13 protein-coding genes are annotated in these 12,419 nt (G+C 64.3%); 5 read left to right on the top strand and 8 right to left on the bottom strand.

Going from position 1 to position 12,419, the window contains the following annotated elements:
* Position 1 precedes the first annotated feature (1 nt).
* The 4 genes from ABS769_RS13395 to purM form a co-directional block, all read right to left on the bottom strand.
* Positions 2–835: a DUF3108 domain-containing protein gene (locus ABS769_RS13395; RefSeq protein WP_268214524.1), complete on the bottom strand. Its 834-nt coding sequence runs from the start codon at positions 833–835 to the stop codon at positions 2–4.
* 66 nt (positions 836–901) lie between these two features.
* The gene (gene purN / locus ABS769_RS13390; protein ID WP_317062083.1) at positions 902–1,555 is read right to left on the bottom strand and encodes a phosphoribosylglycinamide formyltransferase; all 654 of its coding nucleotides are present in this window, start codon (positions 1,553–1,555) and stop codon (positions 902–904) included.
* A 36-nt stretch (positions 1,556–1,591) separates the two neighbouring features.
* Positions 1,592–1,726 (bottom strand): hypothetical protein, encoded by a 135-nt coding sequence (locus ABS769_RS13385; protein WP_317062082.1) that lies wholly within the window; start codon positions 1,724–1,726, stop codon positions 1,592–1,594.
* Between the two features lie 13 nt (positions 1,727–1,739).
* On the bottom strand, positions 1,740–2,873 hold the full coding sequence (gene purM / locus ABS769_RS13380) for a phosphoribosylformylglycinamidine cyclo-ligase (RefSeq protein ID WP_317062081.1): 1,134 nt from the start codon (positions 2,871–2,873) through the stop codon (positions 1,740–1,742).
* A 22-nt stretch (positions 2,874–2,895) separates the two neighbouring features.
* Between purM and ABS769_RS13375 the strand changes: the two genes are divergently transcribed.
* The 3 genes from ABS769_RS13375 to hda are packed head-to-tail and all read left to right on the top strand — an operon-like array spanning position 2,896 to position 5,872.
* Positions 2,896–4,008 (top strand): DUF2066 domain-containing protein, encoded by a 1,113-nt coding sequence (locus ABS769_RS13375; RefSeq protein WP_317062080.1) that lies wholly within the window; start codon positions 2,896–2,898, stop codon positions 4,006–4,008.
* Positions 4,005–5,174 carry an AI-2E family transporter gene (locus ABS769_RS13370; RefSeq protein WP_317062079.1) on the top strand — a complete coding sequence of 390 codons (1,170 nt, stop codon included), beginning with the start codon at positions 4,005–4,007 and terminating at the stop codon, positions 5,172–5,174. Before ABS769_RS13375 ends, ABS769_RS13370 begins: the two co-directional genes overlap by 4 nt.
* The gene (gene hda / locus ABS769_RS13365; protein WP_115040589.1) at positions 5,171–5,872 is read left to right on the top strand and encodes a DnaA regulatory inactivator Hda; all 702 of its coding nucleotides are present in this window, start codon (positions 5,171–5,173) and stop codon (positions 5,870–5,872) included. Before ABS769_RS13370 ends, hda begins: the two co-directional genes overlap by 4 nt.
* Before the next feature lie 609 nt (positions 5,873–6,481).
* Here hda and murU read toward each other — a convergent pair.
* From murU to ABS769_RS13345, 4 genes are all read right to left on the bottom strand, one after another.
* On the bottom strand, positions 6,482–7,192 hold the full coding sequence (murU, locus tag ABS769_RS13360; protein WP_317062078.1) for an N-acetylmuramate alpha-1-phosphate uridylyltransferase MurU: 711 nt from the start codon (positions 7,190–7,192) through the stop codon (positions 6,482–6,484).
* On the bottom strand, positions 7,189–8,211 hold the full coding sequence (locus ABS769_RS13355) for an aminoglycoside phosphotransferase family protein (protein WP_317062077.1): 1,023 nt from the start codon (positions 8,209–8,211) through the stop codon (positions 7,189–7,191). Before ABS769_RS13355 ends, murU begins: the two co-directional genes overlap by 4 nt.
* A 57-nt stretch (positions 8,212–8,268) precedes the next feature.
* Positions 8,269–8,541, bottom strand: a complete 273-nt coding sequence (locus ABS769_RS13350; protein ID WP_006452367.1) for a GlsB/YeaQ/YmgE family stress response membrane protein — start codon at positions 8,539–8,541, stop codon at positions 8,269–8,271.
* A gap of 228 nt (positions 8,542–8,769) precedes the next feature.
* Positions 8,770–10,263: a M20 family metallopeptidase gene (locus tag ABS769_RS13345; RefSeq protein ID WP_317062076.1), complete on the bottom strand. Its 1,494-nt coding sequence runs from the start codon at positions 10,261–10,263 to the stop codon at positions 8,770–8,772.
* A 179-nt stretch (positions 10,264–10,442) separates the two neighbouring features.
* On the opposite strand from ABS769_RS13345, the gene ABS769_RS13340 reads away from it, so the two are divergent.
* Both ABS769_RS13340 and ABS769_RS13335 read left to right on the top strand, forming a co-directional pair.
* Positions 10,443–10,817: a ComEA family DNA-binding protein gene (locus ABS769_RS13340; protein ID WP_006452365.1), complete on the top strand. Its 375-nt coding sequence runs from the start codon at positions 10,443–10,445 to the stop codon at positions 10,815–10,817.
* A gap of 358 nt (positions 10,818–11,175) precedes the next feature.
* Entirely contained in the window at positions 11,176–11,919 is a 744-nt protein-coding gene (locus ABS769_RS13335) for a HutD/Ves family protein (protein WP_317062075.1), read from the top strand.
* The last annotated feature ends 500 nt before the right edge of the window (positions 11,920–12,419 follow it).

The following is a 12,419-nucleotide window of genomic DNA, read 5'->3' as shown; positions in this document are numbered from 1 at the left end:
CTCAGGCTCCTTGGTATTCGACCAGGCGCAGATCGACCTGATCCTCACCTTTGTCACGTTGCAGGATGCGCACCGGCGTAGGAACCCCGTTGGCGATCCAGAGGATGGTTTCGTTGTCGCCGCTGTTGACGCGGTACACGCGCAACGCGTCGTAGCTCAGATCGCCGACCTGCACCACTTCGGTTGCATCGGCGACCTTGTAATCGTATTTGCGCACCCGGCCGACATCGACGTAGCGATAGCTCAGGCTGCGCCCGGGTTGCGCGTCGCGCATCAGCGACAGGTTCAACGACAGCGCGCTCTGGTCGCCACGCTGCAGCGGAATCGGCTGTTGGCGCTCTTTCTTCAGATCACCGTCCCACTGCGCGCTGGCGGTCTGCCAGTTGTAGACGCCGGTGACCTTCTTGCCGAAGAACATCGCCTTGCGCACGGTGCTCTGGCTCAGCGGCACATAGGTGTCGCCATCGACCTGGAACACGGTGCTCTGCTCAAGGTTCAACCCCAGAATGCTGGCAAAGCCCTTGCGGCCGCGCACCGACATGTCGATGCGCCACTGGCTGCCCTCGCCGTGGCTGACCTGCATGGTGGCATCGCCGGCTTCCTTGCCGCGATAAAACGCTTGGTAGGTCGCCACGAAGGGTTGCAGTGGCGGTGGCGTCCAGGTGCTGGCAGGCAGTGCAGCTGCAGAGGCCGGCGCAGCCGGCGGTGCCGCAACCGGGGCAGGAGCAGGAGTAGCTGGCGCAGGCACGGCAGGGGCCTGTTGCGCACGGCCGGTACCGGCTTGGGCGAGCAGGGCGGTGGTCAACAGCGCGGCGGCGATCGGGATGACGTTCATGCGCTGAGAGCGGGGCACGGGGCCCGCGAGGATGTCCGAGGCAGGATGAGGAGGGCGTATCCGCATTCAGGCGAGTGCGGTGTCATCGGACTCTAGTCGCAGTGGCGTAAACAGGCACTGACCGTCGATGTGGACGCCATCGCCGTGCACCGCCACGCGCCCGCTGGCGAGCAGGTTCAGCATGGCCAGCAGCAACGGGTGTTCGCGCGCCAGCACGCGGGCGGCCAGCTGCTCGGCGGTGTCGTCGGGCAGCACCGGCACGCGCGCCTGTGCGATCACCGTGCCGGCATCCAGTTCCGGCACCACTAGGTGCACGCTGGCGCCATGCTCGGCATCGCCGGCCTCCAGTGCGCGGGCGTGGGTGTGCAGGCCGCGGTACTTGGGCAGCAGCGAGGGGTGGATATTGAGCATGCGGCCGGCGAAGCGACGCACCAACGGCTCGCCGAGGATGCGCATGTAACCGGCGCAGATCACCCAATCCGGCTGCGCGGCGGCGATGGCATCGCCCAACGCGGCGTCGAAGGCAGCGCGGTCGGCGAAGTCGCGCGGGCTGGCGCTCCAGCGCCGTTCCTCGCCCACCTTCTGCAAGACCGGCGCCTGCGGGCGATCGGAAAACACCCCGACCACCTCTGCCTGCAGGCGGCCGCAGGCGATCGCATCGAGGATGGCTTGCAGATTGCTGCCGCGGCCGGAAGCCAGCACGGCCAGACGCAGACTCATTCGGTCGGATTCGCTGATGTCATGGGGCAGTGCGTGTCACGCTGCAGCGGTGACAGGCACGAACAGTGCCCTGACCTGCGGACGCAGCAGCACTACCGGCTTAAATACGTCGAGCACGGTGCCGATGGCAGGAAGGCGCAGGGACTGCCAGGTGAGTGAGGAAGCGTCCATGCAGTCTCCTGGATCAACCGATCCGCACGCGCTCATCGCCCTGCGCCGTCACTACCTGGCCAATGCGCCAATGCGCCAGCGACTGCGCATCCAGCGCCTGCTCCAGCGCGGCGGCCTGCTCAGCGGACGCGATCAGCACAAAGCCAATCCCGCAGTTGAAGGTGCGCCACATTTCGGCATCGGCCACTGCGCCTTCGCGCTGCAGCCAGGCGAACACCGGCGGCAGCGTCCAGGCCTTGGCGTCGATGTCCAGGCCCAGGCCGTCGGGGATCACCCGGATGATGTTTTCGGTCAGCCCGCCGCCGGTGATGTGGGCCATGGCGTGGATCGTCTGGCCGTGCGACTTGAGCAGCGCCAGGATCGGCTTGACGTACAGCGCGGTCGGCGCCATCAGCGCATCGATCAGCTTGACGCCATCTTCCAGCACCAACTCGGCCGGGGCGCCGGCGCGCTCGTAGATCTTGCGGATCAGCGAATAGCCGTTGGAATGCGGGCCCGAAGAGGCAATGCCGATCAGCACGTCGCCTGCACGTACCTGCGCGCCATCCAGCAACTGCGATTTTTCCACCGCGCCCACGGTGAAGCCGGCGAGGTCGTATTCGCCCGGCGGATACATATCAGGCATTTCGGCGGTTTCGCCGCCGATCAGGGCGCAGCCGGACAGCTCGCAGCCGCGCGCAATGCCCCCGACCACCGCTGCGGCAGTGTCCACGTCCAGCTTGCCGGTGGCGAAATAATCCAGGAAGAACAGCGGCTCGGCGCCCTGCACCAGCACGTCGTTGACGCACATGCCGACCAGGTCGATGCCGATGGTGTCGTGCCGGCCCAGCTGCTGCGCCAGCTTGAGCTTGGTGCCGACGCCGTCGGTGCCGGACACCAGCACCGGCTCCTTGTACTTGCCCGACAGGTCGAACAAGGCGCCAAAACCGCCCAGGCCACCCATCACCTCCGGCCGGAAGCTGCGCTTGACCAGCGGCTTGATGCGTTCGACCAACGCGTTGCCGGCATCGATGTCGACACCTGCCTCACGGTAGGTCATGGGCGAGGGATTGGAAGGCGTTGGGCTGGTCACGGGCGGGGAGGGCTCGGCTGTAAAGGCGGCGATTTTAGCAGCCACGTTGGCGCTGGCGTCCCATTCGGGCAACAATTCACCCGGATACGCTTAAGTCATGGAACCGTCGATGCGCCGCAGTCTCGCTTTCTTTCTCGTCCTCGTGGTCGCCGCGCCCGTGCTGCCGGCCTTCGCACAGGCCGATCTGCGTACCGAAGGCGATGTCGCCAAGGCGCAAAGTGCCTACGATGCCGAGGTACCGGTCAATAGCCAGAGCGAGTCAGATCGCCCCGGTGCCCTGGCGCGCGCGCTGGGCGCGGTACTGGGCAAGGTCTCCGGCGATCGCGGCGCGATGAGCCGCCCCGGAGTGTCGCAGGCGCTGCGCAATGCGCCCAACTACGTTGAACACTACGACTACCGCCAGGATCAGGGCACCTCGCGCACCGGTGCGCCGACCTTCCGTACCACTCTGGTGGCGCGCTTCCGGCAAACCGATGTGGACAGTCTGATCGCGGCGCTGGGCTTGCCGGTGTGGCCGCTGCCGCGTCCCAAGCCGGTGCTGTGGTTGGCCATCGACGACGGCAGCGGTCCGCGTCTGGTCAGCGTGACCCAGGCCAATGCCGCGCGCAGCGTGCTGGACCGGGCCATCGAGCGTGGCTACCGGCTCGGCCTGCCAAGTGGCGCGGCCGCCGAGCAGGCACTGGCCGGCGCAATCTGGCGCAAGGACACTGCTGCGGTGTCGCGCGCATCGGCCAAATACAGCCCGCCGATGCAGCTGATCGGCAAGCTCTACCGTACCGATGCCGGTTGGACTGCCGACTGGGTGTTCGTCGACAACGGCAACGTGCTGTCCAGCTGGACCAGCAACGATGGCGACGCGCGTCGCGCGATGGCCGCCGGTGCCGACGGTGCGGCTGATGCGTTGGTCAAGCGCTATGCCAAGCGGGTGGACTCGGGCGTGCCCGGCGTCTATCGCGCGGTGATCACCGGTATCACCAGCGCTGACGATTACTTGCGTGTCTCGGCCGCGCTGCAGGGCGTATCGGTGGTGCGCAGCATCCGCCCGGTCAGCGCCAATGGCGATCGCATGGAAGTGGATCTGGAATTGCTCACGGGCATTTCTGGCCTCAACCGTATGCTCGGCGACAACAGCCCGTTGGTACCCGTTTCGGTACCGACCGAGGGCCCGATCATTCTCGAAAACGAGCACGCCGAGTACCGCCTGAAATGACTTTGACTCCCGAAGCCGAAATTGCCCTGTTCCTGCGCCGCCTCAAATGGGTGGCGGTGATTGTCGGCGTGCTGTGGGTTGTCTCGCTGCTGTCGCCGATCCTGACGCCGTTCGTGCTGGCGTTGCTGCTGGCCTGGCTGGGCGACCCGCTGGTGGATCGCATCGAGCGCGCCGGACGCTCGCGCAACATGGCGGTGTCGTTGGTGTTCGTGCTGGCGCTGCTGCTGTTCGTGCTGGCGCTGATGATCCTGGTGCCGATGATCGAGCGCCAGATCATGACCCTGATCGACGCGCTGCCGCAGATGCGTGCCTGGGCGATCAGCACCGCCATTCCATGGCTGGAAGCCAAGACCGGCGTGGAGCTGATGGGCTGGCTGGACCCGGAGCGTCTGATCGACTGGATCCGCAGCCATTGGGAGCAGGCCGGCGGCGCCGCCAAGACCTTCTTCGGTTACGTGCAGCGTTCGGGCTTTGCGATGGTGACCTGGGTGATCAACCTGGCGTTGCTGCCGATCCTGGCGTTCTACTTCCTGCGCGACTGGGACCGTCTGGTCGAGCGCGTGGCCGCCGTCATCCCACGCGCCTATATCGGCACCGTGAGCCGGCTGGCACAGGAATCCAACGACGTGCTCGGCGGCTTCATCCGCGGCCAGTTCCTGGTGATGCTGGCGCTGGGCGTGATCTACGCCACCGGCCTGTCCATCATCGGACTCAATCTGGGGTTGTTGATCGGCATCATTGCCGGCTTCATCAGCTTCATTCCGTATCTGGGCGCCACTACCGGCATCGTGCTGGCATTGCTGGCGGCGGTGGTGCAGGCGCAAGGGTTCGATCTCAAGTTACTGATCGGCGTGGGCGTGGTGTTTACGGTCGGGCAGTTGCTGGAAAGCTATGTGCTGACGCCGCGTATCGTCGGCGACAAGATCGGCCTGCATCCGGTGGCAGTGATCTTTGCGGTAATGGCGGGCGGCCAGTTGTTCGGCTTCCTCGGCATGCTGCTGGCGCTGCCGGTGGCAGCGGTGGCCAACGTGTTGCTGCGCTACGCACATGAGCAGTACACCCACAGCGATCTGTACGCAGGCGAGCGCGCCGGCATCGTGCTGCAATCGGGTACTACCGAGCGCAGCGTGATCGTCGAACCCGGCAAGGACGCAGATCGGTTGTGAGTGTTCCGCAGTTGCCATTGGCGTTGCGCGCGCCGCCCGATCAGCGCTTCGATAGTTACATCGCCGCGCCCGAGGGGTTACTCGCGCAATTGCAGGCCTTGGCTGCGGGGCAGGTGAGCGACTGGCTGTATCTGGCTGGCCCCGCCGGCACCGGCAAGACGCATCTGGCGTTGTCGCTGTGCGCGGCGGCCGAGCAGGCCGGCCGCGCTTCGGCCTATCTGCCGCTGCATGCGGCGGCAGGTCGATTGCGCGATGCGCTCGAAGCACTGGAAGGGCGCAGCCTGGTCGTGCTGGATGGTCTGGACACCATTGCCGGGCAGCGCGACGACGAAGTGGCTTTGTTCGATTTCCACAACCGCGCGCGCGCTGCCGGCACGACGCTGCTGTACACCGCGCGGCAGATGCCTGATGGCCTGGCGTTGGTACTGCCGGATCTGCGCTCGCGGCTGTCGCAATGCATCCGCATCAGCCTGCCGGTGCTCGACGATGCGGGGCGTGCTGCGGTGTTGCGCGATCGTGCGCAACGGCGTGGGCTGGCACTGGACGAGGCAGCAATCGACTGGCTGCTGACCCATAGCGAACGCGAACTGGCCGGGCTGGTGGCCTTGCTGGATCGGCTGGATCGCGAATCGTTGGCTGCCAAGCGCCGTATCACGGTGCCGTTTTTGCGGCGGGTGCTTGAGGGTCGTGGGTCTTAGAGCGGCTGAGAAACGACTGCGTTTACCGTGTTTTTCCGAGGGGTGCTGAACACTACTGATAGATCAGTTTCAGAGCGGCTGATCTGGTGTTTGGCTGCAGGGCCATTGCCCGCCCACCCTCGCGGGACACGCCGCAAGTACGTCCATGTAGGCTCTTACGCGGCATCCATGCCGCGTAAGGTCCCGCGACGGTGGGCGGGCAAGGACCAGTCGAGATGGGCGGTATGCATGGTTGCAAGCAAGGCGTGACGGGTACTGTTTGAATAACGCCGCGTCCTATCAGCTTCGCAACGCAACGAGATCAACAGGCAGGCTTCCATAGAGAGTAACCGGCTCACTTTCTGGTGCGGTGTCCTTGCCGATTGCGGGACCGTGTGGCGGCATGGATGCCGACACCGAGCCCCCAGGGACGGGTTCACGGCGTGTCCCGCGAGCGGCGAGGGCACCGCGCACTGGACCAACTAGGCTGTTGGCCCAAGCCTTCGACTGCATTTAAACGCCGCGATGAGTTGAAATCTCGGCGGCCAACACGTTGCCGCTATCGATACAACCTTCAAGAGGTTTTGTCAGCCACTCTCGATTGCGGATTTTTGCAGCTGTATGGTGCGATCAGCTGCCGTCGTGCAGCAATTGCGCATCCAGTTCCGCCAACCGCTGCGGTGTGCCCACATCTGTCCAGCGCCCCGGATGGTGGATGCCGTCGATCAAACCTGCTGCCATCTGCGCGCGCAGGATCGGTGCCAGCGCAAACCGCGGTGCCGTGCCGGTCTGCTCTGGCAGCTGACCGATGACCGATTGCCAATCGCGCAGCAGTGCAGGCCGATAGACACCGATGCCGGCGTAAGTGTGGGTTGCAGGTAGATCGGCGCTGACTTTGCCATCAGCCTGTAACGCGAAATCCGCTCGCGCCGCATACGCAGGTTGATCGACCAGCACCAGTTGCGCCAGTCCTGCTGGCGCGCTCGACAGCCGCGCGAAATCGAAGTCGGTCCAGATATCGCCATTGACCAACAAAAACGGGGCATCGCCCAGTAACGGCAACGCATGCAGCATGCCGCCACCTGTCTCCAGGGGAGTGGCGCCCTCAAAGGAATAGGTCAGGCGCAGCCCGAACGCACTGCCGTCGCCCAGCACTTGCGGAAATTGCTCGGCCAACCACGAGGTATTGATCACTACCTCGTCCACGCCTAGCGCGGCCAGCTTGTGCAGATGCCAGACGATCAGCGGCGTGCCGCCGACCTTCAACAACGGCTTGGGCGTGCGTTCGGTGAGCGGCCGCATGCGCTCGCCAAATCCGGCCGCGAAGATCAGTGCCTTCATGCGCTTGCCTGTGCCTGGCGTGCAGCCAGCGCAGGTTTGATCAGGTCATCCAGCAAGCCGATCAGTGGCGCAAGTTCGGGATAACGCGGCAATACCTCGTCCAGATAGACGATGAAGCGCGGCACGTTATCCAGATACCAATGCTTGCCGTCGCGATGGCTCAGGCGCGAGAAGATGCCCAGGTTTTTCAGATGCCGCTGCACGCCCATCCAGTCCGCGTCGCGCAGGAATTGCGCCAGCGGCGGCACCGGTAATCCGGCCGCTAGGGCACGTGCGTGATAGCGCTGCAGCCAACTATCCACGCGTGCGATCGGCCAACTCACCGAGGTGTCCTTGAACAGACTGATCGGGTCGTAGGCGATCGGGCCGATCACGCAGTCCTGAAAATCCAGCACCGCCGGTCCATTGCTGACCGGCATCAGATTGCGCGGCATGAAATCGCGATGGGTGAACACGCGCGGCTGCGCCAGCGCGTTGTCCATCAAGCGCCGCTGCACCAACTGCAACTGCTCGGCCTGGCCGCAGTCCAACTGCACGCCAAGGTGGCGACCCAGAAACCATTCCTCGAACAAGCCGGCATCGCGTTGCAGCAGTGCCTCGCCGAACATGCCGCTGTCGGCAGGTGGCGGGATCTGTTGCAGCAACAGCAATTGCGCGATTGCGCCATCCAGCAGGGCGTCGGCATTGGCGTCGGTCAGTACCTGCGCCAGCGTCGGTACGCCCAGGTCTTCCAACAGCAAGAATCCGGTTTCAAGGTCTTGCGCAAGCACTAGCGGCACGCGCACGCCGTGCTCGTCGAGCAGTGCATGCATGCGCAACCACGGCGCCACATTTTCCAGCTCGGGTGGCGCATCCATCAGGATGCGATCCATGCCGCTCCCTTGGGTGCGCCAATAACTGCGAAATCCCGCATCGACCGACGCGCGTTGCAGGGTGACCTGCGGATCGTTCAACGTGTGCCGCGCCCATTGCAGACGGAGCGCATCGCGCGCGGTATCGGGAAGCAAGGATGACGTCATGAGTAAATGCTGTGCCGTGAAGTGAGGCGCCGCCACGTCAGAGTGGCGGCGGGTCGATCAACGCTTGCTGCCGCTGAACAGCCGCAGCAACGCCAGAATCGCGATCGCACCCAGCAATGCACCGAGGAAACCGGCCGGTTCGCCGGCGTGATACCAGCCCATGTAGCGCCCGAACCAGCTGGCCACCACTGCACCGGCGATGCCCAGCACGATGGTCAGCAGGCAACCCAGGCGCTGCGTGCCCGGCGTAATGAAACGCGCCAGCAGCCCGACCACGAAACCGACCAGAATGATGTAAAGCCAGCTGTCGCTACCGAAGAGATTGTTCATCGCAGGCACTGAGGTAAGTGGGATCGGCAGACTAGCACTTCACTAAGCGCAAGCTCCAAGCCCCTCTCCCACCGGGAGAGGGGTTGGGTTGAGGGTACGCAGCAAGGCGATGCGTAAAAACCACTCAGCCAAATGACCCACGCCCCTACGTACGACCCCTCACTCAGTCCGATCTAGCACTTCATCGCTCAGCGCACGCCGATGGCATGCGTCGGCTAAACCGCCAACTCAGCAGCAGCCATGCCCGCCATGACGGGTGCCGCTGTCGGCAGCCACCGGTGAGCCGCTGGTCTCGCCACGCAGGCAGGCGGCGTGATGCTCGGCAATCACCTTGGCCACGCAGGCGGTCACGCGCTTGCCCATCGGGATGTGCAGGAACTCGTTCGGGCCGTGCGCATTGGAATGCGGGCCGAGCACACCGGTGATCATGAACTGCGCGCCGGGGAACTTCTCGCCCAGCATGCCCATGAACGGGATCGAGCCGCCTTCGCCCATGTACATGGCCGGCTTGTCGAAGAACGCCAGGCTGGCGTCGTCGATGGCTTTTTCCAGCCACGGTGCCATCTCGGGCGCATTCCAGCCGGATGATGCCTTTTCCAGTTCCAGCGTCACCTGCGCACCGTTGGGCGGGTCGCGCAGCAGCGCTTCTTTGAGCAATTCGCCGCACACCTTGCCATCGGCAGTCGGCGGCAGACGCAGCGACAGCTTCACTGCGGTCTGCGGACGTAGCACGTTGCCGGCCGAGGCCAGCGGCGGCATGCCGTCCACACCGGTGATCGACAGCGCAGGGCGCCAGGTGCGATTCAACACCAGCTCGGTGAGGTCGTCATGCATCGGCACCAGGCCCTCGACCATCGGGAATTTGTCGAAGATGGCGGTATCCAGCGTCGCCGCTGCGGCCTTGGCCTGGGTCAGTCGCTCGGCCGGCACCTCCACATGCAGGCCTTCCAGCAGGATGCGGCCGCTGGCTTCGTCCTCGATGCGCGACAGCAACTGGCGCAGCAAGCGGAAGCTGGACGGCACCACGCCGGAGGCATCGCCCGAGTGCACGCCTTCCTCCAGCACCTTCACGCTCAGGTTGCCACCGGTCAGCCCGCGCAGCGAGGTGGTGCACCACAGCTGCTCATAGTTGCCGCAGCCCGAATCCAGGCACACCACCAGCGACGGCTTGCCGATGCGCTCGGCAAGGTGGTCCACGTAGGCCGGCAGATCGTAGCTGCCGGATTCCTCGCAGGCTTCGATCAGCACCACGCAACGCGCATGCGGCAGCCCCTGGGTGCGCAGCGCCAGTACCGCCGCCAGCGAGCCGAAGATCGCGTAGCCATCATCGGCGCCACCGCGCCCATACAACTTGTCGTCGCGCAGCACCGGCTCCCACGGGCCGAGGTCGGCGTCCCAACCGGTCATTTCCGGCTGCTTGTCCAGGTGGCCGTACAGCAGCACGGTGTCGTCGCCCGATTCGGCACCTGTGGCCGGAATTTCGATGAAGATCAACGGCGTGCGGCCTTCCAGGCGCACCACCTCGACCTGCATGCCCTCGATCGCCCGCGCCCGCGCCCAGGTTTCCATCAGGGTGACTGCCTGCTCCATGTAGCCGTGCGCGACCCAATCTGCGTCGAACATCGGCGACTTGTTGGGAATGCGGATGTAATCGACCAATTGCGGGACGATCTCCCGATCCCACGTGTCGCTGATGAATTGGTCGATCTTGGCGCTGTCCATGAAGGCTCCGAATGCTTGAAGTAACGCCACATTCTACGCTGCGGCCTGCTGGCCGCCTTTGCGAAGGGAGGGGGTAGGTATTTCCCTACAAGGCGGCGCGCAGTTCACCTGCTGTGTGAAAAGTTCGTTGGCGATAGGATTGCTGCATGTGGCGCGGGACACTGGCTCCGCCGGCAGGAATGCTGGCTAGGACCATCACCCAAGCCACAAGGAGCGTTGCAATGAAGTCATTTACCGTAGTCCTGAAGTCCCTGCTACTGGCGTTGCTGTTGTCCTCGAACGCGTATGCGCTCGACAAGGTCGATATCAACACCGCGTCTGCTGAGGAATTGGACAAGGTGCTGACGAATGTCGGGCGATCAAAAGCCGAGGCAATCGTCGAGCACCGTCAGGCAAACGGTCCCTTCAAAAGTGCCGAGGAACTGGCACTGGTCAAGGGCATCGGACTCAAGACGGTCGAACGGAATCGAGACCTGATCGAAGTAGGAGCCACGATGGCTCCCGCCAAGAAGGCTGCCAAGGGGGCGGCGGTGAAACCGGTGGGACGGCGTTAAGGGGAAGGGATCCGAGATACGGTTCGACGCGAGGATGCGTGGCCGCAACCTAACTGGACAGGATGTCCGGGGGATGGCTGGAAGCCGACAAGGACGTGGAATCGCCCGGTGTTGCACTTGGATGTGCAGCCGGGCGTTTTTCGTTTTGGGGTCGCATGAGTTGCGAGCGCGCACATGCGTAGATGACTGCAGGGAAGTGGCGGTTGCAGCATGAGGCGCCGGTCAGAGCATGAAGCGTAAGTCACGGCATCCAGCGTGAGGTATAGGTCGCTGTACGTCTACTGCTGATACGCATAACGCAGCGGCACGTTGGTCACACATGACGGCCCCAGCGCAACGCTTGGGGCACAATGCGCCAATGCAGCTGACAGACCTGAGCAGCCGGGTGATTCCGGCCACCGACTACCGGCGCGAGCGATGGCGCAATCAATTGGGCTGGACGCGAGAGATCCTGCGCCTTGGCGATGCCGATGCGTGGTCGCTGCGCTTGTCGATCGCCGAGATCGAGCAGGATGCGGCGTTTTCTGCTTTCCCAGGCATCGATCGCGAACTGGTGTTGTTGCATGGCAATGGCATGCGGCTACGGTTTGGCGATGGTGCGAGTGTCACCGGCACTGGCAGTAGCAATAACAGTAGTAGTGGCAGTGGCAATAAAGGCGATGGCGGCGGTAGCAACGACGGCAGCGACGCGGACCACGGCGGCCATGATGTAGGCGCCGACGGCGGCACCGATGCTCCCGGCAGCAGTGATCGCAGCTACGACTTGCTGCCGCCCTACCAACGCGTCCGATTCGCTGGCGAAGAAGCGGTCAGTGCAACGCTGCTCGACGGGCCGACCCAGGATTTCAACCTGATGTGGCGGCGCGATGTGCTGCAGGCCGAGCTGCTGCATCGTCCGCTGGTCGGCACCATGCTGTTCTTTGCAGATCCGGGCAGCGCCTGGGCGATCCATCTGCTCGCCGGTCAGGCCAGCTTTGGGCGCGATAGCGGCTTGCCACCTATTGTGGCTGGAGATACTGCCTGGCTCAGTGCCTCCACGCGCACCCGCTACGTGCTTGATGGCGGTGGCGAGTTGCTGGCGATCCGGGTGAGTCCGGTTTAGTTGTCGGTCGTGCGTGCGATCACGCAGTGTCCGTGTATTGGTCGAGTTCTGGTTTGAGAGCGGCTGACAAAACTACTTCAGGCCGGTCTATTGCAGAGCAGCTGATTTGCCGCTTGGCTGAAGGGCCCTTGCCCGCCCACCCTCGCGAGACACGCCGCAAGTACGTCCGTGTAGGCTCTTACGCGGCATCCATGCCGCGTAAGGTCCCGCGACGGTGGGCGGGCAAGGACCAGTCGAGATGCTCGGTGTGTAGGGCTATTTGAAATGCTGCTTGGTGTGAAGTGATTGGACAGTGCGGATAGATCAGTTGCAGAGCGGTTGATCTTCCACTTGGCTGCAAGGCCCTTGCCCGCTCACCATCGCGGGACACGCTGCAAGTACGTCCGTGTAGCAACTGTGTTGATCAGGGCCTCAACCCGCGACCTTTGAGCGGTTTCCTTCAGGCGCGTTCATCGGTAGGTGCCGGCCGCTGGCCGGCACGCTTTTTTGCGTTTGCGCAT

The sequence above is a fragment of the Xanthomonas hortorum genome, from assembly GCF_040279205.1.
In the GTDB taxonomy this organism is placed as follows: domain Bacteria; phylum Pseudomonadota; class Gammaproteobacteria; order Xanthomonadales; family Xanthomonadaceae; genus Xanthomonas; species Xanthomonas hortorum_F.
The sequence above is the reverse complement of the archived record's forward strand: the minus strand, read 5'-3'. Positions and strand labels throughout refer to the sequence as shown.